Genomic DNA, 19,753 nt, shown 5'->3' with positions numbered 1-19,753 from the left:
GCGGGGCACGGGAGAACATGGCCAGGCGCTTTTCGCCACATGAAAGCCCGGCCTGTTAACCTACGGCCCTGGGCCCGGTGCCGATTGCGCCGGCCGCTCACCGAACCAATGTCTGCAAACCATCCATGAGCACCGCACCCTCCACACCCCGTCCCAGCGTGATGCAACTGGCGATCAAGGAAAAGGCCGCGCTGTACGCCGCCTACATTCCCATGTTCGCAGAAGGGGGCGTTTTCGTGCCCACGCAGCGTGAGTACCGTCTTGGCGATGATGTCTACGTGCTGCTGACCCTGCCCGACGAGCCCCAGCGCTATCCCGTGGCCGGTCGCGTGGCGTGGATCACGCCCGCACGCGCCTCGGGCAACCGCACGCAGGGCATAGGCATACAGTTTCCCAAGGACGAGAAATCCGCCGAGCTCAAGGCCAAGATCGAGAACATCCTGGGCGCGGCGCTGAGCTCGGACAAGGCCACGCAGACGGTCTGATGGCTGCACCTGTTTCAGGTGCACCTGCCTGCCATGCATGCCGACAGGGAGGACAGCTCCCGGGTCGGCATGGCTGTTTCTGAACCACGAGATTCCATGTTTACCGATTCCCACTGCCATCTGAACTTCCCCGAGCTGCAAAGCCGCCTGCCCGAGATCCGCGAGGCCATGGCGGCCGCGCGTGTCACCCGCGCGCTGTGCATCTGCACCACGATGGAGGAGTTCGGCGATGTGCACCAGCTGGCGCTGGACCACGACAACTTCTGGGCCACCGTGGGCGTGCACCCCGATACTGAACACATGACCGAGCCCAGCGTGGGCGACCTGGTGGAGCGCGCCGCGCTGGCGCGCGTGGTTGCCATCGGCGAGACGGGCCTGGACTACTACGGCATGGAAGACCGCAAGGGCGGGCGCACCATTGCCGACCTGGAATGGCAGCGCGAGCGCTTTCGCGTGCACATCCGCGCGGCGCGTCAGACGCAAAAGCCCCTGGTCATCCACACCCGCAGTGCCTCGGACGACACGCTGGCCATCCTGCGCGAAGAAGGCGAGGACGGCTCGGCAGGCCAGGCCGGCGGTGTCTTCCACTGCTTCACCGAGACCATGGAGGTCGCGCGCGCGGCGCTGGACCTGGGCTACTACATCTCGATGTCGGGCATCGTCACCTTCAAGAACGCCCAGCACCTGCGCGACGTGGCCGCCTTCGTGCCGGCCGACCGCCTGCTGATCGAGACCGACAGCCCTTATCTGGCGCCCGTTCCCTATCGCGGCAAGACCAACAATCCGTCGTATGTGCCGTACGTGGCCCAGCAGATTGCACAGGTGCGCGGCATTCCGGTCGAGGAGGTGGCCGCCCTGACCAGTGCCAACTTCGATCAGCTTTTCAAGGGGGTTGTCGCATGAGACTGAATGCTGCGGCCGTCGGCCGCGTGGACCGTCGCCGCTGGCTGGCCCGGGCCGGCCGCGCCCTGACGGCCGTGGCTGCAGCCGGTGCCGGGCTGGCGCACGCCAGCCAGTACGACGACTACGTGCGTGCCATCGTCAGCGACAACGAGCGCGCCATGGTCAACCTGATCTTTCGCGGCTTCGATCCCAACACGCGCGACACGCGCGGCCGCCCGGGCCTGGTTGCGGCCCTGCACCAGGGCTCCCTGGGCGTCTTCGACGTGCTGCTCAAGTCCCCCGGCATCAAGGTCAACGAAGCCTCGCAGCAGGGCGAAACGCCGCTGATGATGGCCTGCATCAAGGGCCACCTGGACCTGGTCAAGGAACTCATACGCCGGGGCGCCGATGTCAACCGCCCCGGCTGGACACCGCTGCACTACGCCACCTCGGCCGACCTGCCCCAAACGCTGGACATCATCAAGCTGCTGCTGGACAAAAGCGCCTACATCGACGCCGAATCGCCCAACGGCACCACGCCGCTGATGCTGGCTGCCCAGTACAGCAGCGAAGCCGTGGTGGACCTGCTCATCGCCGAAGGCGCCGACGTCATCCTGCGCAACCAGCGCGGCTTCACCGCCGCCGACTTCGCCAGGCAGGTGGACCGCCAATACATGGTCGACAAACTCACCAAGGCCATCAAGGCCGAACGCAAGACCCAGCCCTCGCGCGGGAGCTGGTAGCCGCCAGCTGCAAGCCGCAAGCGAAAGCGGCGTGGCCGCCCCCAATCCTGTCCGCTCAGGTGGCGTGGTTCCTGCTCAACCTGGCATACAGCCCGTCGCGCGCCAGCAGTTCGGCATGCGTGCCTTGCTCGGCGATGCGGCCGCGCTCCATCACCACCACACGGTCGGCATGCTCGATGGTGGACAGCCGGTGGGCGATGACCAGCGTGGTGCGGCCCTGCATCAGCCGTGTCAGCGCCTCCTGCACCAGGCGCTCGGATTCGTTGTCCAGTGCCGAGGTGGCCTCGTCCAGAATCAGGACCGGCGCATCCTTGTACAGCGCCCGCGCAATCGCCAGCCGCTGGCGCTGGCCGCCGGACAGCTGGCTGGCGTTGTGTCCCACCACCGTCTGCAGGCCCTGGGGCAGGCCGCGCACGTGCGAGCCCAGGTTGGCGGCGTCCAGCGCCGCCCACAGCAGTGCCTCGTCTTCCACGCCACCCAGCGCCACATTGGCGGCAATGGTGTCGTTGAACATCACCACGTCCTGGCTGACCATGGCGAACTGCTGGCGCAGGGCGGCCAGATCCCATTCGGGCAGGGGGGTGCCGTCCAGCAGCAACTGCCCATCCGTGGGCTGCAGAAAGCGCGGCAGCAGGTTCACCAGCGTGGTCTTGCCCGCGCCAGAGGGGCCGACCAGGGCCACTACCTCGCCCGGGCGCACGCGCAGGTCCACATGGCTCAGGGCGGGCGCCTTGTCCTCGCCAAACTGAACGGACACGTCGCGCAGCTCGATCTCGCCACGCGCCTTGCCGGGCACCTGGGTGCCGCCGGTCTCGTCGCCCGAGCCCTCCAGCAGATGCAGGCCCCGCTCCAGCGCCGCCACGCCGCGCGTGATGGGGTTGGCCACATCGGCCAGGCGGCGGATGGGGGCAATCAGCATCAGCATGGCCGTGATGAAGGCCGCGAAACTGCCCACCGTCACATCCTGCACATTGGCCGCGGCGGCTCCCGTGCCCCGGCTTTGCCACAGCGCGATGCAGATCACGGCCGACAGGGCAGCAGCGGCCAGCAGTTGGGTCAGCGGCGTCATCGCCGCAGAGGCGATGGTGGCCTTGATGGCCAGCTTGCGCAGTTGCCCGCTCAGGCCGCCAAAGCGCTTTTGCTGGCCCTGCTGCGCGCCATGCAGGCGCACCATGCGGTGGGCCAGCACGTTCTCCTCCACCACATAGGCCAGGGAGTCCGTGGCTTCCTGGCTGATCTTGGTGATGCGGTACAGGCGGCGCGACAGCGTCTTCATGATCCAGGCCACGCCCGGCACCACGGCGGCCACCACCAGCGTCAGCTGCCAGTTCAGATACAGCAGGTAGCCCAGCAGCGCCACCAGGGTGAAGCCATCGCGCGAGATGCCCAGCATGGCCTGCACCAGCAGGGTGGAGCCGGTCTGCACCTCATAGACCACGGTGTTGGACAGCGATGAGGCCGACTGGCGCGAGAACAAGGCCATGTCGGCCGCCAGCAGCCGCTCGAACAGGCGCCTGCGCAGCGCCAGCATGCCCTCGTTGGCAATGCGCGCCAGCGCGTACTGGCCCACGAACTGCGACAGGCCCCGCACCAGGAACACGCCGATGATAGCCAGCGGCACCGACCACAGGGGCAGCGTGCCGTCGGTGAAGCCGCTGTCCAGCAGCGGCTGCAGCAATGCCGGTATCAACGGCTCGGTGACCGCACCCACCAGCGTGGCGGCCACGGCCATCGTCCAGGCCAGGCGCTGACCACCAAAATAGGGGGACAGGCGCTTCAGGCGCTGCGACAGGGTCAGGGTGCTGGCGAGATCATGGGCCGCCGGTGCGGCGGACGGCGCAGGGGCCGGCGGCGGTGAGGATGGTGCGTGCATGAAGCGCGGATTTTACGGCGGGCTTGCCGGGGGCTGCCCCATGGGGAACCGATGCGGCTGGCGGGGATCGACAAAGCCTGGGCCGACAGACCCTACAGTGCACGTTCTTACATCGTGACGCATCCAGTGTGTGTAACATTCGCACCTGTGCAAGTACCGGGGTCTTCCCGTAGATATTGATGAATGCCAATGACTATTGACCGACTCCTTTCTCCTTCCTCCCTGGCGGCCGTGCCGCGCCCTTCGCGCCGAACCCTGCTGGCCGCTCTTGCCTCCACTCCTGCAATTCCCGCGCTGGCCCAGTTCCGCGTCGAAGTGACGGGCGTGGGCCTGACCCAGTTGCCCATCGCCATTGCAGCATTCAAGGGAGAAGGGCAGGCGCCCCAGAAGATCTCGGCCATCATCCAGGCCGACCTGGAGCGCAGCGGTCAGTTCCGCGCCGTGGACACGGCCGGCGTGCAACTCGATGAAACCTCGCGCCCCGATGTCGCCATGTGGCGCCAGAAAAGCGCAGATTCCCTGGCCGTGGGCAGCATCACGCGCCTGGCCGATGGCCGCTACGACGTGCGCTTTCGCCTCTGGGACGTGGTCAAGGGCCAGGACCTGGGCGGGCAGGGCTTTGCCGTCACCACCGGCGACCTGCGCCTGGTGGCCCACCGCATCTCCGACTACATCTACGAGAAACTCACGGGCGAGAAAGGCGTGTTCTCCACACGCATCGCCTACGTGACCAAGGCAGGAAGCAACTACCGCCTGTGGGTGGCCGATGCCGATGGCGAGAACGCGCAGTCCGCCCTGTCCAGCCCGGAACCCATCATCTCGCCCGCCTGGTCGCCCACCGGCACCCAGCTGGCCTATGTTTCCTTCGAGTCGCGCAAGCCCGTGGTCTATGTGCACGATGTGGCCAGCGGCCGCCGTCGTCTGGTCGCCAACTTCCGGGGCTCCAACAGCGCGCCGGCCTGGGCGCCCGATGGCAACTCGCTGGCCGTCACGCTCAGCCGTGATGGTGGTTCGCAGCTGTACCTGATCAGCGCCCAGGGCGGCGAGCCACGCCGCCTGATGCAAAGCAGCGGCATCGACACCGAGCCGAACTTCTCCAGCGACGGCCGCTCCATCTACTTCGTCAGCGACCGTGGCGGCGCCCCGCAGATCTACAAGGTGCCGGCTTCCGGCGGCAGCGCGGAGCGCGTCACCTTCACCGGCAACTACAACATCTCGCCCAGTGTCAGCCCCGATGGAAAGTGGCTTGCCTACATCTCGCGCGTGGGCGGCGGCTTCAAGCTCCACGTCATGGACCTGGGCACCGGCACCGTGAATGCCATCACCGACACCACGGCGGACGAAAGCCCCAGCTTCGCTCCCAACAGCCGCCTGATCGTCTACGCCACGCTGCAGCAGGGCCGCGAGTCCCTGATGACCACCACGCTGGACGGCAAGATCAAGGCGCGGCTGGCAGGGCAGGGCGGAGACATCCGCGAGCCCGACTGGGGTCCGTTCCAGCGCCAGTGATAGCCCGGCTTCCTCGATTTCTTTTCAGTCAACAAGTCAACTCAGCACGAAGTCCATCCGGACATACGGAGATTTTTCATGATCACCATCAAACGACTTTCCCTGGCACTTGCAGTCACCGCACTCATGGCAGGTTGCAGCTCGGGCGTCAAGCTCGACGAAACCCCGGTCACCGACGCGGGCGCCTCCAGCACGGGCCAGGGCAGCGGTGCCGGCACCGGCAGCACCTCGCAAAGCGGCATCTCGGGCGTGGACCTGACCGGCTCGGCTGCCGACAAGGCAGGTCCCCAGGGCGTCAGCCGCATCGTTTACTTCGACTTCGACAGCTACGTCGTCAAGGCCGACGCCCAGCCCCAGATCGAAGCCCATGCACGCTTCCTGAAGGCATCGTCTGCACGCAAGGTGCAGATCGAAGGCCATACCGACGAGCGCGGCGGCCGCGAATACAACCTGGCTCTGGGCCAAAAGCGCGCCGAAGCCGTGCGCCGCTCGCTGGGCCTGCTGGGCGTGAGCGACGCGCAGATGGAAGCCGTGAGCTACGGCAAGGAAAAGCCTGCCTCCGAAGGCCATTCCGAAGACGCCTACGCGCAAAACCGCCGCGCTGAACTGTCCTACCGTTGATGAACATGCAGCGCTCCCCGATCCTGCATCGCACCGCGCTGCGCACGCTGCTGGCTGCCGGCCTGATGGTCGGCTACGCCGCCAGCGGCCATGCCGCGCTGTTCGGCGATGACGAGGCGCGCCGCGCCATCCTCGAAATGCGCCAGCGTGTCGACAGCATGCAGCAGTCGCAGCAGCGCATGACCGAGGAAAGCGCGCAAACGCGCCGTGGCCTGCTCGAACTGCAGTCGCAGATCGAGCAGCTCAAGTCCGAGCAAGCCAAGCTGCGCGGCCAGAACGAGCAGCTGCTGCGCGATGTGGCCGAGCTGCAGCGCGGCCAGCGCGACATCGCCAAGGGCGTGGACGAGCGCCTGCGCCAGTTCGAGCCGGTCACGGTGACGGTGGACGGCCAGGAATTCGCGGCCGACCCGGCAGAGAAGCGCGACTTCGAAGCCGCGCTGGCGCAGTTCCGCGCAGGCAGCTTTGCCGAAGCCGGCACGGCATTCTCGTCCTTCCTGAACCAGTGGCCCAAGAGCGGCTACGTGCCCTCGGCACGCTTTTGGCTGGGCAATGCGCAGTACGCCAATCGCAACTACAAGGACGCGATCACCAACTTCCGCGCGCTGCTGGCGGCAGCCCCCATGCATGGCCGGGCGCCGGAGGCGGCGCTGTCCATCGCCAACTGCCAGATCGAGATGAAGGACACCAAGGGCGCGCGCAAGACGCTGGAAGACCTGATCAAGGCCTATCCCAACGCCGAAGCCGCAGCCGCGGCCAAGAACCGTCTCGCCAGTCTCAAGTGATGAACGACACGGTCTCTTCATCCCTTCCGGGAGAAGACAAGACAGCGCCTGAAGCAGGCGCTGTTTTTTCTGATGCCGACCTGCAGCGCCGCTTCGGCGGCCTGGAGCGCCTGTATGGCGTGCCGGGCGCCGCGCGCATCCGCGCCGCGCACGTCGTCGTGGTGGGCATCGGCGGCGTGGGTTCGTGGACCGCCGAGGCGCTGGCACGCAGCGGTGTGGGCGAGCTCACACTCATCGACATGGACCATGTCGCCGAGTCCAACATCAACCGCCAGATTCACGCGCTCTCCACCACCGTGGGCCAGGCCAAGATCGAAGCCATGCGCGAGCGCATTGCCCAGATCAACCCGGCCTGCCGCGTGCACTGCATCGACGACTTCGTGGATCCGGACAACTGGCTGCGCCTGCTGCCCCAGAACGCGGACGCCGTCATCGACGCCTGTGACCAGGTCAAGGCCAAGACTGCCATGGCCGCCCATGCGCGCGCCACGCGCCAGTGCTTCATTTCGGTCGGAGCGGCCGGCGGCAAGCGCCTGGCGCACAAGGTGGACATCGAAGACCTCAGCGCCACCACGCACGACCCTTTGCTGGCCCAACTGCGCTACCGCCTGCGCCGCGAGCATGGCGCACCCAAGGAAGGAAAGCGCATCGGCATCGCCTGCGTCTTCAGCCGCGAGGCCGTCGCCCCGCCCGATGCCTCTTGCGCCATCGAAGGCGACGGCACGCTCAACTGCCACGGCTACGGCTCGGTGGTAGCCGTCACCGCCACCTTCGGCCAGTGCGCCGCAGGCTGGGTCATCGATCAACTGAGCCGCATCAAGAATTGAGGCGTAAAATTTGGTGCTAGAATCTATGTCTTCGCTGAGCAGCATCTGATGCATGCAAAGCGTGGTTCGGGTCTTTAGCTCAGTCGGTAGAGCAGCGGACTTTTAATCCGTTGGTCGCGAGTTCGAATCTCGCAGGACCCACCAACTAAATACCAATAAAATCAAGCCCTTACGCCACAAGCGTAGGGGCTTTTTTCTTGTCGTCGGGGGTCTGCTCTGACCAAAACATGACCGCGTTTGCGTACTGGGCCAGATGCTCCGGCGCCAAGTGGGCATATTTCTTCACCATCTCCAGCGTCTTCCAGCCTCCCAGCTCCTTCAGGACGAACAAGGGCGTGCCGGATTGGACATGCCAGCTCGCCCAGGTATGCCGCAGGTCGTGGAAGCGGAAATTCTCGACACCGGCTGCGGCGAAGGCCCGGGCAAGAATTCGTGCATCGACCTGCTTCACAGGTGCCCCGGTAGGCCGCGTGAAGACGTTGACGCCTTTCGGGCGCGCGTTCAGCACGTCCAACGCTTCGCTGTTGAGCGGGACCACTCGCGCGGAACCTGATTTGGAGGCATCGGCGCTGACCCAGGCCGTGGAGCGCTTGAGGTCTACCTTGTCCCAGGTCAGCGTGAGGATCTCTGCGCTTCGCATGCCCGTGGCAAGGGCGAAGCGGCAGATGTCCCGCATCCAGTCCTGCGACAAGGCCATGATGAAGGTGCGGGCCTGCTGGCGGGTCAGGAACCGAATGCGAACCGCCGGCTCCCGGTAGTTGCTGAGAATGGGCGCGCGGCCAAGCCACTGCATCTTCTCGCACATGTTGAGCAGGGTCCGCAGGGTGGCGATGTACCGATTCTTGGTGCTCTGCGATGTGGGCCGCTGCACAGTTGAGCCGTGGCGCACGAAGTGCGTGGGCAGGTTGTCAAGGATGACGTCGCTTGTTAAAGAGCTGATTGGCCTGCCGCCGAAGACGGTGCGCCAATACGCGACGTGCCGAACCTTGGTGTCGTAGTCGCTCTGTCCAGCAGAGGCGCGGAGGAATTGAACGGCAGCTTCCTCGAAAAGCCGCTGCGGCTGCTCCCCCAGCTTGTCCTGCCGCCACATCTCCGCTTTCAGGCGGTCGTGGTACTCCTGAGCTGCCTTGCGCTCGGTCGTTTTAGAAGATCGTCTAACTCTTTCGCCGCTTGGCGTGCGTAGATCGATCCACCAGATTCCGGAAGTTTGATCTTTGCGGATGGGCATTCACTATCCTGGTTCCGCAACGATAGCCGGGTGACATTGTTGCGAGGTTTGTTGAGAGCAGCAAGGGCAGATGGCCAGATGCGCCATATGCGCGATCCGGGTAGGCGAAAGGCGATCTCATGCCGCCTTTCGAAGATGGTTCCGTAGGAAACCTGCAGTCGTTCGGCTGCCTGTTTTAGGGTGAGCGCGGTTTCACTCATTCGGCATCGCGGCCAGTTCCGGAGCCTGGGCCTGGGCCTGGGCCTGGGCCTGGTGGGTATAGGGCGACGCAGCTGCTTTCGAGCGCAGCTGCTCCGCCAGTGTTTCCAACTGCTCGAAGGTGAAGCACATGCCGCGAATTGCGCGCGTCGGCCCGGGCGTGTGAAAGGTGCCGCCGCACTGCTGTGCCAGCAGCACGAGAGGGGTGTTGATCATCGTCATGGCGGAACTCCAGGTCAGGCTGGGAAAGGCTCGGTGCGCCGCGCGGACGCGGGGTAGTACAGATGCCCGCCTACGCGGCTGGGCAGCGTGAATGCATAGAAGCGCGAGGCGGGCAAGCCTGGATGCGGTTGCAGCTCCGTGCCCTGGTAGCAGTTGCTGGGAGGGGTGTAGGGCTTCTGGGGTGTGTTCTTGGACATGTAGATGCAGAAATGAAGCGGCCCGCATTGAGCGGGCCGGTTTTGGGTGAAGCAGTGATCAGGCCGCGCGTCGCATTGAGCTGGACGAGGCCTCCGAGTAGTTGGCGGCCACGATGAGCCGCATGGGAAGCGGGCTCACGGAATTGCCGACCATGCGGACCTGGGCGGTTTTCGTCAGGGGCTTGCCGGAGGCGGTCCGGTCGATGACGTAGCCAGGGGGGAAATCCTGGGCGTTGTAGAGTTCACGCGGCACCAGCATGCGCAGAGTGATGTCCACGATCACCCAGGGCTCGCCCTTGAGCCACACGGTCACGAGCGCCAGGCGGTCGCGCGTGGTGATGGTGGTCATGGGGTCGCGCAGGTCTGCCCATTGGCCACCGTCGCCGTGGTATCGCATCAGGAACGCGGCGCAGCGCAGGGCGCCGGCCTCATCCTCTTGGCTCAGCTCGTACTGGATCAGCGCATGGTGCTCGGCGCCGGCCGTGATCGTGGACACCGGCTCGCGCACGTCCCGGCCGACGCTGTTCTTGCGCAGCGTGCAGAGGTGGGCCACGGCCAACTGCTGCTGGCTGCCGCTGGTGGTCACTGTAGACATAGGGCGGCCGAGGGGCAGCGCTGGCGTGGCGTTGTGCCCGCCGTTGGCTTGCACCATGAACGCTGTCGCCAGGCTTTGGCCGCCACCGCTTGCGGTCACAGTGCCCACGGGGTCATTGATGTCGTTGGCGCCGTGACTCCATCGCTTGCCGCCGTCTTTGCCCTCGCCGTGCCCAGCATGCACCAGGCATGCGCTAGCCGCCGCGAATTTCCCGCCGCCTGCAGTGATGGTGCCCAGCGCACCCCGTGGGTCCAGCGAGCGCGGCGCCTGGCCCGGTCGCTCGCCGTAGCCCATCTGGACGAGATGGGCGGCCATCAGCGCTGTCTCGCCGCCCTTCGCCGTCGTGATCGTGCGCAATGGCTTCTGCAGGTCGTAGGAGATGTCCCGGGAGTGGGTTACGGGCACAAGCGCCCCGGAAGCCATGCATGACCCTGGCACGATGTACGGGTCATCGCTCCCCGTCACGAACTTCACGATGCCGTGAGCAATGCGCCGCATGGTGGCCGGCACGAGGTCTTTCTTGCGGCCGAAGATGCTTTGACCTTTGATGCGCCAGTCGATGCACTCGGCGGCCGGGCGGTGGGCCTGCAGCCCTGGCCTCGCCTTCTTCGCGTGGGTTTGCTTCGGCCACACGATGGGGAGTCCATCACGGCGGGCGATGAGGTACAGCCGAGTGCGAGTGCTGTGCGCACCCAGGTCGGCATTGCAGATCACGCGCCACTCCACCTTGTAGCCCAGGTCGCGCAGGGCCTGCACGAAATGTCGCCAGTTGCGGCCCTTGTGCTTGGGGTCCGGCACCAGGAACTGATTGCCGCGCGGCACCACTTCGCCGGGGTCGGCTACGCGGAAGGTGGCTTTGCCCGTGGTGGGATCCGTGATGCGGTCCAGCGTAATGGCGCGGCCGGTGGTGGGATCGCGTTTCGCAATCAGCGGGGACCACTGCATCATCTGCTCGACGTTCTCCAGCGTGATGACATCGGGCTGGGTCTTGCCGGCCCAGCGGATGACGATCCAGGCAAGCGAGCGGATTTCCCCGTTGCGCGGCTGGCCGCCCAGGGCCTGGCTGTGATGCGTGCAGTCCGGCGATGCGTGCAACAGGCCCACCAGCTCGCCCTTGGTCACGGCCAGCGGGTCCACCTCGCGGATGTCGGAACGGTAGTGCCTGGTCTGCGGATGGTTGACTTGGTGCATGCCGATGGCGTCTGCATCGTGGTTGATGGCGACATCAACGGGCCGGCCGATTGCCTGCTCGATGCCAGTCGATGCGCCACCGCCGCCGGCGAAAAGGTCGATCACCAGCTTTGCCGCGAGGGGCAGGAGAAATTGAGGGGTGAGCATGCGGGTCCTTGAAATTTGGGCAAAAAAAGGCCGCTCGCGGTCGGGCCGGGCGGCTTCGGGATTGCCCCCGTGATTGGAGGCTTATGGTGAAATTAGGGCTCTACAAAAAAGGAGCACAGATGGACCGATGTGATCTTGGTGCCGAATACAAAGCGAATCCCCGGGAGGTATCGTTTAACTTCTGGGTAGAAGATGTCCTTTGCAGCGGCACTATCTCTGGGGACGCACTCGACAAGCTGGCAGGCGGGGATGCTGGTCTTCGTGCCGGCTGCCTTGCCTCCTATAAAAAGAATTGGGAGCAAATCCACGGTATCGCTTCGTTGAAGTTGGCAGCAGGACTGGCTCCCCAGATTTCGTTGCTTGACGTGTAAGGACAGGTGTCCCATGCGTGCTGTGTGGTCCTGAGTTTCAAAGCACGAATAGAAAGGAATGCGGGGGCAAATGTTTCACGGTTAAAGAAATGTGAGGTTATGTTTCTTGGATGTTGGCTAGGAATGCTGATTGCTCAGAGACTTGGCAGGCTTGAATTTCCGAGCCTGAAGTCAAAGCTCATGAAAGGAACCAGCAATGGCACAGCATGAAGACCACGGCCGACAAGGTCAGAACCGTCAACAGCAGCAGGACTCTGGCGACGGAAACGGCCGACGCGATCAGTTTGACGAAAGCCGCCGCTCCTACGCAGGACGCGGGCAGGACCAGTGGCGCGATGAGGGCCAGTGGGAAGGAAATCGCAGCGGCTACTCAGGTGGTCAGCAAGGCGGTGGATACCCCGAAAGGGGCTACCCTGGCGGGCAGCAGTCCGCCTATCAGGGGTACCAAGGCGAGCAGCAAGGTGGCTACGGCGGCGGATACGGGCCAGCGCCTGGTCGTCGGGAGTTCGGATACGGCGGCGGCAGCGGATACGGCGACCAAGGCTATGGTCGTTCTCGACAAGATCAAGGCTACTCGCGCCATTCGCAGCAAGGCGGATGGGGCGGCCATGAACGCAGTGATTTTGGCCGAGATACTCAAGGCTGGGATCGGGGAGCGGGCGGAAACAATTACGGCAATTCTGACCAGCAATATGTACGTCAGGGCCGGACAAGTGAACCGTTCGACCCTGACTATCATCAGTGGCGTCAGGAACAAGTTGACGCCTTGGATGAGGATTACCGCAACTGGCGAAATGATCGCTACAAAAAGTTCTCTGACGAGTTCAATAAGTGGCGCACAGAGCGCGACGCTCAACGAAGCAGTGACAAGAGCGTTGGTTCCGGTTCAACTTCTAGTCAACAAGGAACAACTGGCAAGGAAAGTAAGTAATCCTTCGCATGATGCACTGATTCCGTAGTTAATCGGCCCCCAGGATTAAAAGCCTAGGGGCCGGTGGTGTTTCAGCTAAGCTTTTTTGGAGATCTCGTCATGGACCTTCGGATACGCGAACCTGAACTGCAGGCTATGCATGTCTGGCACGCGAGCATGGTGGTGCTTGCAAAACCTGGAGAAGCATTTGGAGTGCCCATATTTGAGGCGCCCGCCGTTGCTCCCCCTGTTTCATCACCCGTCGGAATTGAATTTCCCTATCACTTGTTGGTGATCGAAGTTGATGATCCTGAGGACAGCGTTACTCAGGATCGCATTCGTTGTAGGTTGAGCGAGTTCGACGTTTAGGTGCCTGCTTTTTTTTGCGGGATCAGAAATTCCGCGCGATCTTTATCCTTGATCCAGTTCGGCGGCTTGCCCCGGCCGGTCCAGGTCGCTCCAGTCTCGGGGTCACGGAACTTGGGCGCGCCCACCGAGCCCTTCGCCTTGGAGCCGGAGGCGGGGAACACGTCTTGCTCGGTCAGTTGGTACTGCTGAATCAGGGCGCGGGCCTCTGCCACCGCTCCAGCCTTCTCCGTCTTCATCACTTCCGCGATGCGTGCATCCAGCTCGGCCTTTTGCTGCAGCAGGGTCTTGTAGTCGTTCATCTTGTTTTCTCCGGTTGATTAGGAAAGTTGAAGCCCACCAGGGTGGGCATTGTTGAGAAACATTTATCAGTTGGCAAATGCGGCAGCCAGAAGGAAGGTGCCGGCAAAGCCAGTGCTGCCGGCCAGCAGGCTCATGCCCGCGAGGCCAAGGAAAACGCTGCGAACGCTCATGGCTGAGCTTGGAAGCTATCGCGCACGTCGGCGATATGGGCGATCAGGCCATCGCAGAACGCCGCGAAACTGGTGGCAGGCATGTGCACGGCGCCCCGGTCCTTGACGGTCTGGACGCCCACCGCGTTGGCGGTCGTGGCGCTGATCTCGAAAATGCCCAGGCGCGCGTTGATCTGGCCCAGCTTCAAGGTCTGGCCGCTGGCCACCAACTCCTGCAGTTGCTGCTGGTCCAGCGCTGCCGGCTGGGTTGCGGCCGGTGGTTCGGGCTGCGGCGTAGGGATGGGCGCAATCTCCACCTCGACATGCAGATCAGGCTGCGTGGCCAGGTCGAAGCCGATCAGTTCGGGCTGCGGCGGTGCCTCATCGCTGGCGGCAGGCGCTGGCTCCCGGTGCGTTGCCGCGAATTCCGCGATGCACTGCGCATAGTACGCCCGGGCCAGTTCCAGCTTTACGTCCATCTGCGCCTCCAGCGCACGGTCGCGCTCGATGGCCCAAGTGGTCAGGCGCATGTGCTCGGGGATGTGCTCGACCAGGTGGAGGTGTTGCGGCTCGTACTGGCTCAGCAGATCCTCTGGCGTGTTGACCATTACGTAGTTCACCTCCCAGCGGTCCAGGTCCCACAGCCTCATGTAGCCACGCATCTGCCAGGCATACAGGGCGTCCTCGCAGTCGCGCACAAAGGCCGGGAAGGTCTGCAGGCTCCAGGAGCATTTCAGGTCGTGGCCGCAGCGGCGCGGCCCCAAGTCCACGGTGTCGGCTTCTCCCGTGATCTGGCCGTCGCTGCGCCGTTCGGTGTTCTTGACCAGGGCCAGTCCGCGCACACGGTTCAGCAGTGCCAGGCCTTCCGCTTCCACAGCCTTGCCCTTCTCGGTGTACTTGCTCGAAAAGTTGAAGTCCACGCCCCATATGTCCTGCCGCACCAGCTCGCGGATATAGGTCTTGGCGCCTTCGCTGAGCGTGCGCAGCTTGAGGTCTTCGAGCAGGGCCTTTTCCTGGTCTGTGCGCTCTTTCTTGGCTTGGATGGCCTCGACCTCGGGCGTGATCAGCGCGGGGTCGATGCTCGCGGGCGCGGTCATCAATCTGCCGATGCTCGAGCAGCGGAACAGGATTTCCCTCATGGGGCACCTCTGGAGGCGGCGGCAGCATTGAAAGCAATGAGACCTGGACGGTCATCGGTGAGGGCGTTGCGCCCCTCCACGCAGGCCTCGGCGAACTTGTCGGTACCGCGCACGCTGATGATGTAGTCCACCCAGCCCTGAGCCAGTGTGGTGAGTGGTGCGGTCGCGCCGCCCTGGCCGTCGTCGTCCTCGCCGGCTTCGGCCACGCCCGTGATCTGCTTGAGCGTGTGGCGCTGCAGGTAGGTCGTGGTGGAAGTGATGGCCTGGATGGCGTTCTTGCCGCCTGTCTCGTCGGGTTGGGCCGTGATCGAGATCTTCTCGCTGTGGCCCAGGCGATGCCGCAGCCAGCAGGTCACGGTGATGTCGCGGCCCGCCTGGCTGGTCTCCCAGGATCGCGAGAAGCCATGGGCGGACAGCTCCGGGCCCACGGCTTGCACCACGTCGTCCAGTTCGGCGTGCATGTAGCTGGTCCTGCCCTTGGCTGTGGGGAAGTCCACGACCTTGCGCTTCACGATGCGGATGTTCTTGGCCTGGAATGCCGCCAAGGCTTCGTTGTAGGCCTTCTCGGCCTCTCGGCGCTCGCCACGCTCCCACAGATCCATCAGCTTTTCGATCTGCTCGGGCGGCACGCCGCGCTCTTGGAGCGTCAGCAGGAAGTGCGCAGCAGGCGACATGATCAGGGCAGCCGACGCGACGTTTGCCGGCGGCATCAGTTCAATGGCTGCCGCTTCGGTTTTGGAAACAGCGTTCATAGGATCCTCGCGAGTTGTGTAAAAAGAAACGCCCGCAGCAGCGGGCGATGGTCGGCGCCGGCGTGGCGCTTGGTGGATGGGGCGGTCATTCCGGGTCTTCCGGATCGCCGCGCATTTCGCGGACGGCGGACAGGTAGCGGCGCCCGCCGGCAGGCCAGGCGCGGTCCAGTTTTTCCCCGGCCTCTTCAAGCAATTCGAGCAGCATGGGCACCTTCTCGGCGTCGGTGAGTTCGGAGAGCTTCATGGCTTTTCGCGGTGGCATTCCACTTGCCTCTCGTCCAGCCATTCCGCATGCATGCCGGGGCACGCCAGCGCGCTGACGGTGGCGGGCGGCGCCCTGCCGGGCTCATCGTCCAGCGTTGCCTGCAGGCACAGCAGGCTGATGCCCAGCAGCATGGCAATCAGCCATGCCAGCGGCGGCGGGTCCGGGATTTCGTCATGTTGGTGCATGGTGGCTCCTCGATCAGTGGCGGTTTCGTTGAAGCTCCGCGATGTCGTCGCGGGCACGTTGGCGGGCATAGGACCGCAGCCACTCGTCCATGGAATTGCCCATGACGGTCAGCTGCGGGTGTTCGGGGTTCAGGCTCTGGCCCATGCGCTCACTGGCGGCGGCGATTTGCTGGGCCAGCTCGTACTGCGCGGCCTGCAGGGCCTCCTGCACAAACTCGGCCACGAATGGCGGGCCGTAGTAGTCACGGACATATGCATCCAGCTCGGCGTCTTCTGCCTCGGCGCTGTCTTCCTGGGCCGCGCGCTCGGCATCGGCCACTGAGGCCCAACAGATAGAGGGGAGGCGTGCATTCATAAGATTTCCCAGACCAGAAAAAAGAAAGGCCCGCAAGCAGTAGCTGCGGGCCTTAATGGAAGAGAGCCGGTGCCCCGGGGCAGGGCATGTCTGAAACCGAGGATTGAAGTGGTGAAAAACTCAGACCCGGCTTGAAAAAGCGGTCAGAAAAGGGCCATCGCCTTAGGGGAGGCGTTGTAATTAAAACTGCAGAAGTTGCAGGTAACAGTAAAAACGCGCAGCAGCTGGTACATAGACCAGCTTCAGGTTAGGAGGACCCAGCACAGCAGCAGGAGAAGCGCCGAGCACGCGAAAAGAGGGACAACGCGCCTCTCCGGCGCGAATAGGGAGACTGCTTCCTCAGGGCCGCAGGGAAAGGCTTCGGCCATGCTCCGGTAATAGCGAGCCTCAGGCTCGGGGTTGTAGCTTTCTGTCGGGGTCACACGCTGCATCGCACACCTCCGTGAGTTTTCAGTTTTGCGGCTCATTGCTTGCAGGAACAAACCACCCATAAAAAGCCGGGCCTGTTGGGCATCAGAGAGTTGAAAAGACCTCGAAAAAACTCCTGAACCGGCTGAAATCGCGCGGGGCTTACACCCGCTCCGGCTTCCCAAGCCTTGGGCGCCAACTTCTGCTGGCCGCAATTACCGTGAGCAATCGGTGTGCCCGAGTCAGCGTTTGCCATCGCGGCGGCGTTCTAAGGCAGGGCACCAGCGTGATGGCCCTGGCGTTGGCCAGGGCACGGGGGTCAGTTGAACCAGGTCTTCATGGCCTTGAGCAATTCAGAGGGCCGCTTGTACTTGGAGCCGGTCCAGAAACCGGCGGCGAACATGCCAGCGCAAAACGTCAGCAAGATGAGATCGACCATAGATCAGCCGTCGATTGCAGCCAGCACCAGATCGGCGGTGCTGGCAAAGGACTCGGCCTCGGCCACGGTCTTGGCATCCACGATGTCGAACTTGGCGCCCTTGAGGTTGTCGTCCAGGTCGCGCAGGTAGTCGGTCGCGGCGCGGTCGTGGCCCACCTGCACGAACAGGAAGGTCAGTTCGTCGTCGCTCTGCAGCTTGTTGGAGGCATCCACGATCACCTTGGCCGCAGTCGCACGGTCATCGGGCACGCCATCGGTGAAGACGATCACGAAGTCCTTCTTGTCCGACTTGCCGGCCAGCTTGAGCGCGGCTGTCAGGGCCTCGGCCAGCGGGGTGGAGCTGCGGGGCGAACGGGCAGCGAACACTTCGGCCAGCTTGCTGGCGTCCACGCCATCGAACGAATCGACAGCCTGGCCGTTGAACACCACCAAGCCGATGCCGTCGCTGTCAAGCTTGGCCAGGTCACGGGTGAACTGCTCTGCGGTTTCCTGCACGGCCTGCCAGCGAGTGCGGCCTTTCACGTCATCAGTGGTCATGGAGCCACTGGCGTCCACCACAACGATGAAATCGAACTCGGACAGTTTTGCCAGTTGGGCGGCGAGAAGTGCGGACATGTGTTTTCCTTGAGAGCGGGGAGAGGGCGCCCCGAGTCGCCATAAAAAAACGCAGCGCCCTGATTGCAAGACGCTGCGTTTTTTCCCCGGCTGGGCCGGGTGTGGAGGTTGTTCCTCCAAAGATCGTTCTGGGCTTTTCTTTTCTTGGCATCCCAGTGCATGCCTCACCCCCGTATTTAGCCCCAGGGTTGGACTTCGCGGGGCAGTCCTGGCTTCCTGGCCCCATTGGCCGCGGTCCCCAGGCAATTCCCAGATCCTCAAGCACTTACCCGGCCTGCGAGGGCTGGTGGCTTGTCTCAGTAGTAGTGCGCCGACGACCTTTTCTATCCCGCTGCCGCCCGCGGTGCCCTGCCTTTACCCAGCCGTGCCTGCTGCATGAACGAGGGCGGCATGTTGGTGGCGCCCGTCAGCACCAAGATCGCTGCTGACGGGATGAAATGTACCTTTGGGTATTGTTGATGTGCAAGCCTCAAGGTATTGACCTTTGGGTATTGTTGGGTATTGTTGTTGCGACAGTGTCATCGCAGGCGAAGAAGGTACTAAGCTCACGTCCTATGAACTTGGATGATCTGAATGCGTTTAGGCGCGAGCGCATGGCGAAGCTGGTCGAGCGTATGGGCAGCCGCGTGGCGCTCGGGAGAGCGTTGGGCTACAAAGACGGGAACTATATCAACCATATGTTGAACGGTCTGCGTCCTATCACTGAGAAGACTGTTCTTCAATGTGAACAGCTTCCTGGAATGTCGGGATGGTTTGCGGTTGAACTTGGTGCTCCGTCAGCGCAAGCCACTCCCCGTAAATTTGAGACGTTTGGTGCACGCCTCCATTGGTGGATGATTTATCGAGGTTTTACTCAAGTGGTGCTTGCCGACCGAGTAGGAATGGCCCAAGCTACTTTGAATGAGCTGATCAAAGGGAAGATAAAAGAGCCACGGGCGAGCCACTTTTTGGAGCTTGCTCGGGTGTTGGATCTTCACCCAGAGTATCTTCTTACCGGAGAGGGGCCTATGGAGTTGATGAGCTTTTCGCAGCTCACGGGTCCGGAAGCCCAGTTAGTTATGTTTTTCCGCTCTCTTGCAAACGATGCGGAGAAAAACTTGATGCTCATCCAGCTTCACCAGGAGCATGAGAAACGCGGGAGATCAGCGAATTGAGTCACTGATTCAGGTGGTAATTTGATAATAAAGAAGCCACCGTATGGTGGCTTCTTTATTAGTAGGTTTTGCTTTCCCAAGCGCGCAATACTTTGGCTAATATCTGAAAGTTCATTCCGGGCTTGATGTACCACTCTCGATATTTCTTATTTTCGCTAATGACAAGAATTCCTTCCCCAGGGATGCGTTGAAGGCGTTTTATAAAGCCTTCTCCATCTACGGAGAAAAAATACACGCCATCAAATTCACATTCTCGAACACCGGTGTCTACCAGCAGCGGATCGCCGGGGTTAAACATTCCCAGCATCGAATCCCCAAAACCGGTCACGATAGAGAGGTTGTCATAGGCCGTCACGTAGGGGAGATTCTTCTGTGCCCACTCGCTACTCACGCTCCAGCTCTTGATAACACCGGGCTGGTCACGCAAAACTAGGCCGCCCCCCATGGCGCCGCCTGTTGAATATTGTCGAATCACTATCTCGTCTCGTGGTGGTCTCTGGTCAACATTTTCCGCGTTGGCGGACGTGAACTCCAGAGCGGCCTGGGCCTCGTCAGGAGCCATCTCCCAAAAGCCCCGAGGTAGGTCGAACGTGGCGCGAGTCGCGTCCATCAGCTCTTGTCCAATCCCTTTGGCTCCCTTCTTATCCTGGGGATAGAAAAGCCGATTGATGTAGCTTGCGTCCTTGCCGATGGCTCGCGCCAGCGCGGCGCGGTTTCCTTGGGTGAAACGAGAACAGAGGATTGTAAGAAGCTGTTGCAGCCGCGCGTGATTATCCATGAACTGATTGTCCGAGTATGTACCCACAGGTACAAGGTTCCGAAGGTATCTTCTGCGAGTACCT

The 19,753-nt window shown here is 63.1% G+C and carries 24 protein-coding genes and 1 tRNA gene; 12 read left to right on the top strand and 13 right to left on the bottom strand.

What is annotated here, in order from left to right; genetic code table 11:
- Positions 1-125 precede the first annotated feature (125 nt).
- The 3 genes from HFGMBDPB_RS21905 to HFGMBDPB_RS21895 all read left to right on the top strand — a co-directional run bounded on the left by HFGMBDPB_RS21905 (position 126) and on the right by HFGMBDPB_RS21895 (position 2,110).
- The gene (locus tag HFGMBDPB_RS21905; protein ID WP_016446819.1) at positions 126-485 is read left to right on the top strand and encodes a PilZ domain-containing protein; all 360 of its coding nucleotides are present in this window, start codon (positions 126-128) and stop codon (positions 483-485) included.
- A gap of 96 nt (positions 486-581) precedes the next feature.
- On the top strand, positions 582-1,388 hold the full coding sequence (locus HFGMBDPB_RS21900; RefSeq protein ID WP_016446820.1) for a TatD family hydrolase: 807 nt from the start codon (positions 582-584) through the stop codon (positions 1,386-1,388).
- Entirely contained in the window at positions 1,385-2,110 is a 726-nt protein-coding gene (locus HFGMBDPB_RS21895) for an ankyrin repeat domain-containing protein (protein ID WP_160853397.1), read from the top strand. Before HFGMBDPB_RS21900 ends, HFGMBDPB_RS21895 begins: the two co-directional genes overlap by 4 nt.
- A 55-nt stretch (positions 2,111-2,165) precedes the next feature.
- Here the strand turns inward: HFGMBDPB_RS21895 and msbA are convergent, their stop codons facing one another.
- Positions 2,166-3,983, bottom strand: coding sequence for a lipid A export permease/ATP-binding protein MsbA (gene msbA, locus HFGMBDPB_RS21890; RefSeq protein WP_016452860.1), 1,818 nt, complete (start codon positions 3,981-3,983; stop codon positions 2,166-2,168).
- A 189-nt stretch (positions 3,984-4,172) separates the two neighbouring features.
- On the opposite strand from msbA, the gene tolB reads away from it, so the two are divergent.
- The 5 genes from tolB (at position 4,173) to HFGMBDPB_RS21865 (ending at position 7,866) form a co-directional block, all read left to right on the top strand.
- Positions 4,173-5,492 (top strand): Tol-Pal system beta propeller repeat protein TolB, encoded by a 1,320-nt coding sequence (tolB, locus tag HFGMBDPB_RS21885; protein WP_016446823.1) that lies wholly within the window; start codon positions 4,173-4,175, stop codon positions 5,490-5,492.
- A gap of 78 nt (positions 5,493-5,570) precedes the next feature.
- Positions 5,571-6,113, top strand: coding sequence for a peptidoglycan-associated lipoprotein Pal (gene pal / locus HFGMBDPB_RS21880; RefSeq protein WP_016446824.1), 543 nt, complete (start codon positions 5,571-5,573; stop codon positions 6,111-6,113).
- Positions 6,113-6,895: a tol-pal system protein YbgF gene (gene ybgF / locus HFGMBDPB_RS21875; RefSeq protein ID WP_212646249.1), complete on the top strand. Its 783-nt coding sequence runs from the start codon at positions 6,113-6,115 to the stop codon at positions 6,893-6,895. Before pal ends, ybgF begins: the two co-directional genes overlap by 1 nt.
- Entirely contained in the window at positions 6,895-7,722 is an 828-nt protein-coding gene (locus tag HFGMBDPB_RS21870; RefSeq protein ID WP_046238572.1) for a tRNA threonylcarbamoyladenosine dehydratase, read from the top strand. Before ybgF ends, HFGMBDPB_RS21870 begins: the two co-directional genes overlap by 1 nt.
- Positions 7,723-7,790: 68 nt before the next feature.
- Positions 7,791-7,866 (top strand) — tRNA-Lys (locus HFGMBDPB_RS21865).
- A gap of 25 nt (positions 7,867-7,891) precedes the next feature.
- Here HFGMBDPB_RS21865 and HFGMBDPB_RS21860 read toward each other — a convergent pair.
- The 4 genes from HFGMBDPB_RS21860 to HFGMBDPB_RS21845 all read right to left on the bottom strand — a co-directional run bounded on the left by HFGMBDPB_RS21860 (position 7,892) and on the right by HFGMBDPB_RS21845 (position 11,500).
- Positions 7,892-8,950, bottom strand: coding sequence for a tyrosine-type recombinase/integrase (locus HFGMBDPB_RS21860; RefSeq protein WP_212646248.1), 1,059 nt, complete (start codon positions 8,948-8,950; stop codon positions 7,892-7,894).
- A 192-nt stretch (positions 8,951-9,142) separates the two neighbouring features.
- On the bottom strand, positions 9,143-9,370 hold the full coding sequence (locus HFGMBDPB_RS21855; RefSeq protein WP_212646247.1) for a hypothetical protein: 228 nt from the start codon (positions 9,368-9,370) through the stop codon (positions 9,143-9,145).
- A gap of 14 nt (positions 9,371-9,384) precedes the next feature.
- Positions 9,385-9,567: a hypothetical protein gene (locus HFGMBDPB_RS21850; protein WP_212646246.1), complete on the bottom strand. Its 183-nt coding sequence runs from the start codon at positions 9,565-9,567 to the stop codon at positions 9,385-9,387.
- A gap of 58 nt (positions 9,568-9,625) precedes the next feature.
- A complete protein-coding gene (locus HFGMBDPB_RS21845; RefSeq protein WP_212646245.1) occupies positions 9,626-11,500 on the bottom strand; it encodes a DNA cytosine methyltransferase in 1,875 nt (624 codons plus the stop codon).
- 83 nt (positions 11,501-11,583) lie between these two features.
- Between HFGMBDPB_RS21845 and HFGMBDPB_RS21840 the strand changes: the two genes are divergently transcribed.
- The 3 genes from HFGMBDPB_RS21840 (at position 11,584) to HFGMBDPB_RS21830 (ending at position 13,150) form a co-directional block, all read left to right on the top strand.
- Positions 11,584-11,871: a hypothetical protein gene (locus HFGMBDPB_RS21840; RefSeq protein WP_212646244.1), complete on the top strand. Its 288-nt coding sequence runs from the start codon at positions 11,584-11,586 to the stop codon at positions 11,869-11,871.
- A gap of 206 nt (positions 11,872-12,077) precedes the next feature.
- Positions 12,078-12,830: a hypothetical protein gene (locus HFGMBDPB_RS21835; protein WP_212646243.1), complete on the top strand. Its 753-nt coding sequence runs from the start codon at positions 12,078-12,080 to the stop codon at positions 12,828-12,830.
- 71 nt (positions 12,831-12,901) lie between these two features.
- Positions 12,902-13,150 carry a hypothetical protein gene (locus HFGMBDPB_RS21830; protein ID WP_212646242.1) on the top strand — a complete coding sequence of 83 codons (249 nt, stop codon included), beginning with the start codon at positions 12,902-12,904 and terminating at the stop codon, positions 13,148-13,150.
- On the opposite strand, the gene HFGMBDPB_RS21825 is transcribed toward HFGMBDPB_RS21830, so the two are convergent.
- The 7 genes from HFGMBDPB_RS21825 to HFGMBDPB_RS21795 all read right to left on the bottom strand — a co-directional run bounded on the left by HFGMBDPB_RS21825 (position 13,147) and on the right by HFGMBDPB_RS21795 (position 17,757).
- A complete protein-coding gene (locus HFGMBDPB_RS21825; protein WP_212646241.1) occupies positions 13,147-13,449 on the bottom strand; it encodes an H-NS histone family protein in 303 nt (100 codons plus the stop codon). The genes HFGMBDPB_RS21830 and HFGMBDPB_RS21825 overlap by 4 nt on opposite strands.
- A 167-nt stretch (positions 13,450-13,616) precedes the next feature.
- A complete protein-coding gene (locus tag HFGMBDPB_RS21820; protein WP_249343619.1) occupies positions 13,617-14,696 on the bottom strand; it encodes a hypothetical protein in 1,080 nt (359 codons plus the stop codon).
- A gap of 38 nt (positions 14,697-14,734) precedes the next feature.
- Positions 14,735-15,490, bottom strand: a complete 756-nt coding sequence (locus HFGMBDPB_RS21815; RefSeq protein ID WP_212646239.1) for an ERF family protein — start codon at positions 15,488-15,490, stop codon at positions 14,735-14,737.
- Positions 15,491-15,575: 85 nt separating this feature from the next.
- Entirely contained in the window at positions 15,576-15,734 is a 159-nt protein-coding gene (locus HFGMBDPB_RS21810) for a hypothetical protein (protein ID WP_016452848.1), read from the bottom strand.
- Positions 15,731-15,940, bottom strand: coding sequence for a hypothetical protein (locus tag HFGMBDPB_RS21805; RefSeq protein ID WP_047475266.1), 210 nt, complete (start codon positions 15,938-15,940; stop codon positions 15,731-15,733). Before HFGMBDPB_RS21805 ends, HFGMBDPB_RS21810 begins: the two co-directional genes overlap by 4 nt.
- Before the next feature lie 13 nt (positions 15,941-15,953).
- A complete protein-coding gene (locus tag HFGMBDPB_RS21800) occupies positions 15,954-16,295 on the bottom strand; it encodes a hypothetical protein (protein WP_212646238.1) in 342 nt (113 codons plus the stop codon).
- An 850-nt stretch (positions 16,296-17,145) separates the two neighbouring features.
- Entirely contained in the window at positions 17,146-17,757 is a 612-nt protein-coding gene (locus HFGMBDPB_RS21795) for a VWA domain-containing protein (RefSeq protein WP_212646237.1), read from the bottom strand.
- 593 nt (positions 17,758-18,350) lie between these two features.
- Between HFGMBDPB_RS21795 and HFGMBDPB_RS21790 the strand changes: the two genes are divergently transcribed.
- Positions 18,351-18,911: a helix-turn-helix domain-containing protein gene (locus tag HFGMBDPB_RS21790; protein ID WP_212646236.1), complete on the top strand. Its 561-nt coding sequence runs from the start codon at positions 18,351-18,353 to the stop codon at positions 18,909-18,911.
- 58 nt (positions 18,912-18,969) lie between these two features.
- On the opposite strand, the gene HFGMBDPB_RS21785 is transcribed toward HFGMBDPB_RS21790, so the two are convergent.
- A complete protein-coding gene (locus tag HFGMBDPB_RS21785) occupies positions 18,970-19,689 on the bottom strand; it encodes a S24 family peptidase (protein WP_212646235.1) in 720 nt (239 codons plus the stop codon).
- Between the last annotated feature and the right edge of the window lie 64 nt (positions 19,690-19,753).

The organism is Delftia sp. PE138, from assembly GCF_018320755.1.
Lineage (GTDB): Bacteria > Pseudomonadota > Gammaproteobacteria > Burkholderiales > Burkholderiaceae_C > Comamonas > Comamonas tsuruhatensis.
The sequence above is the reverse complement of the archived record's forward strand: the minus strand, read 5'-3'. Positions and strand labels throughout refer to the sequence as shown.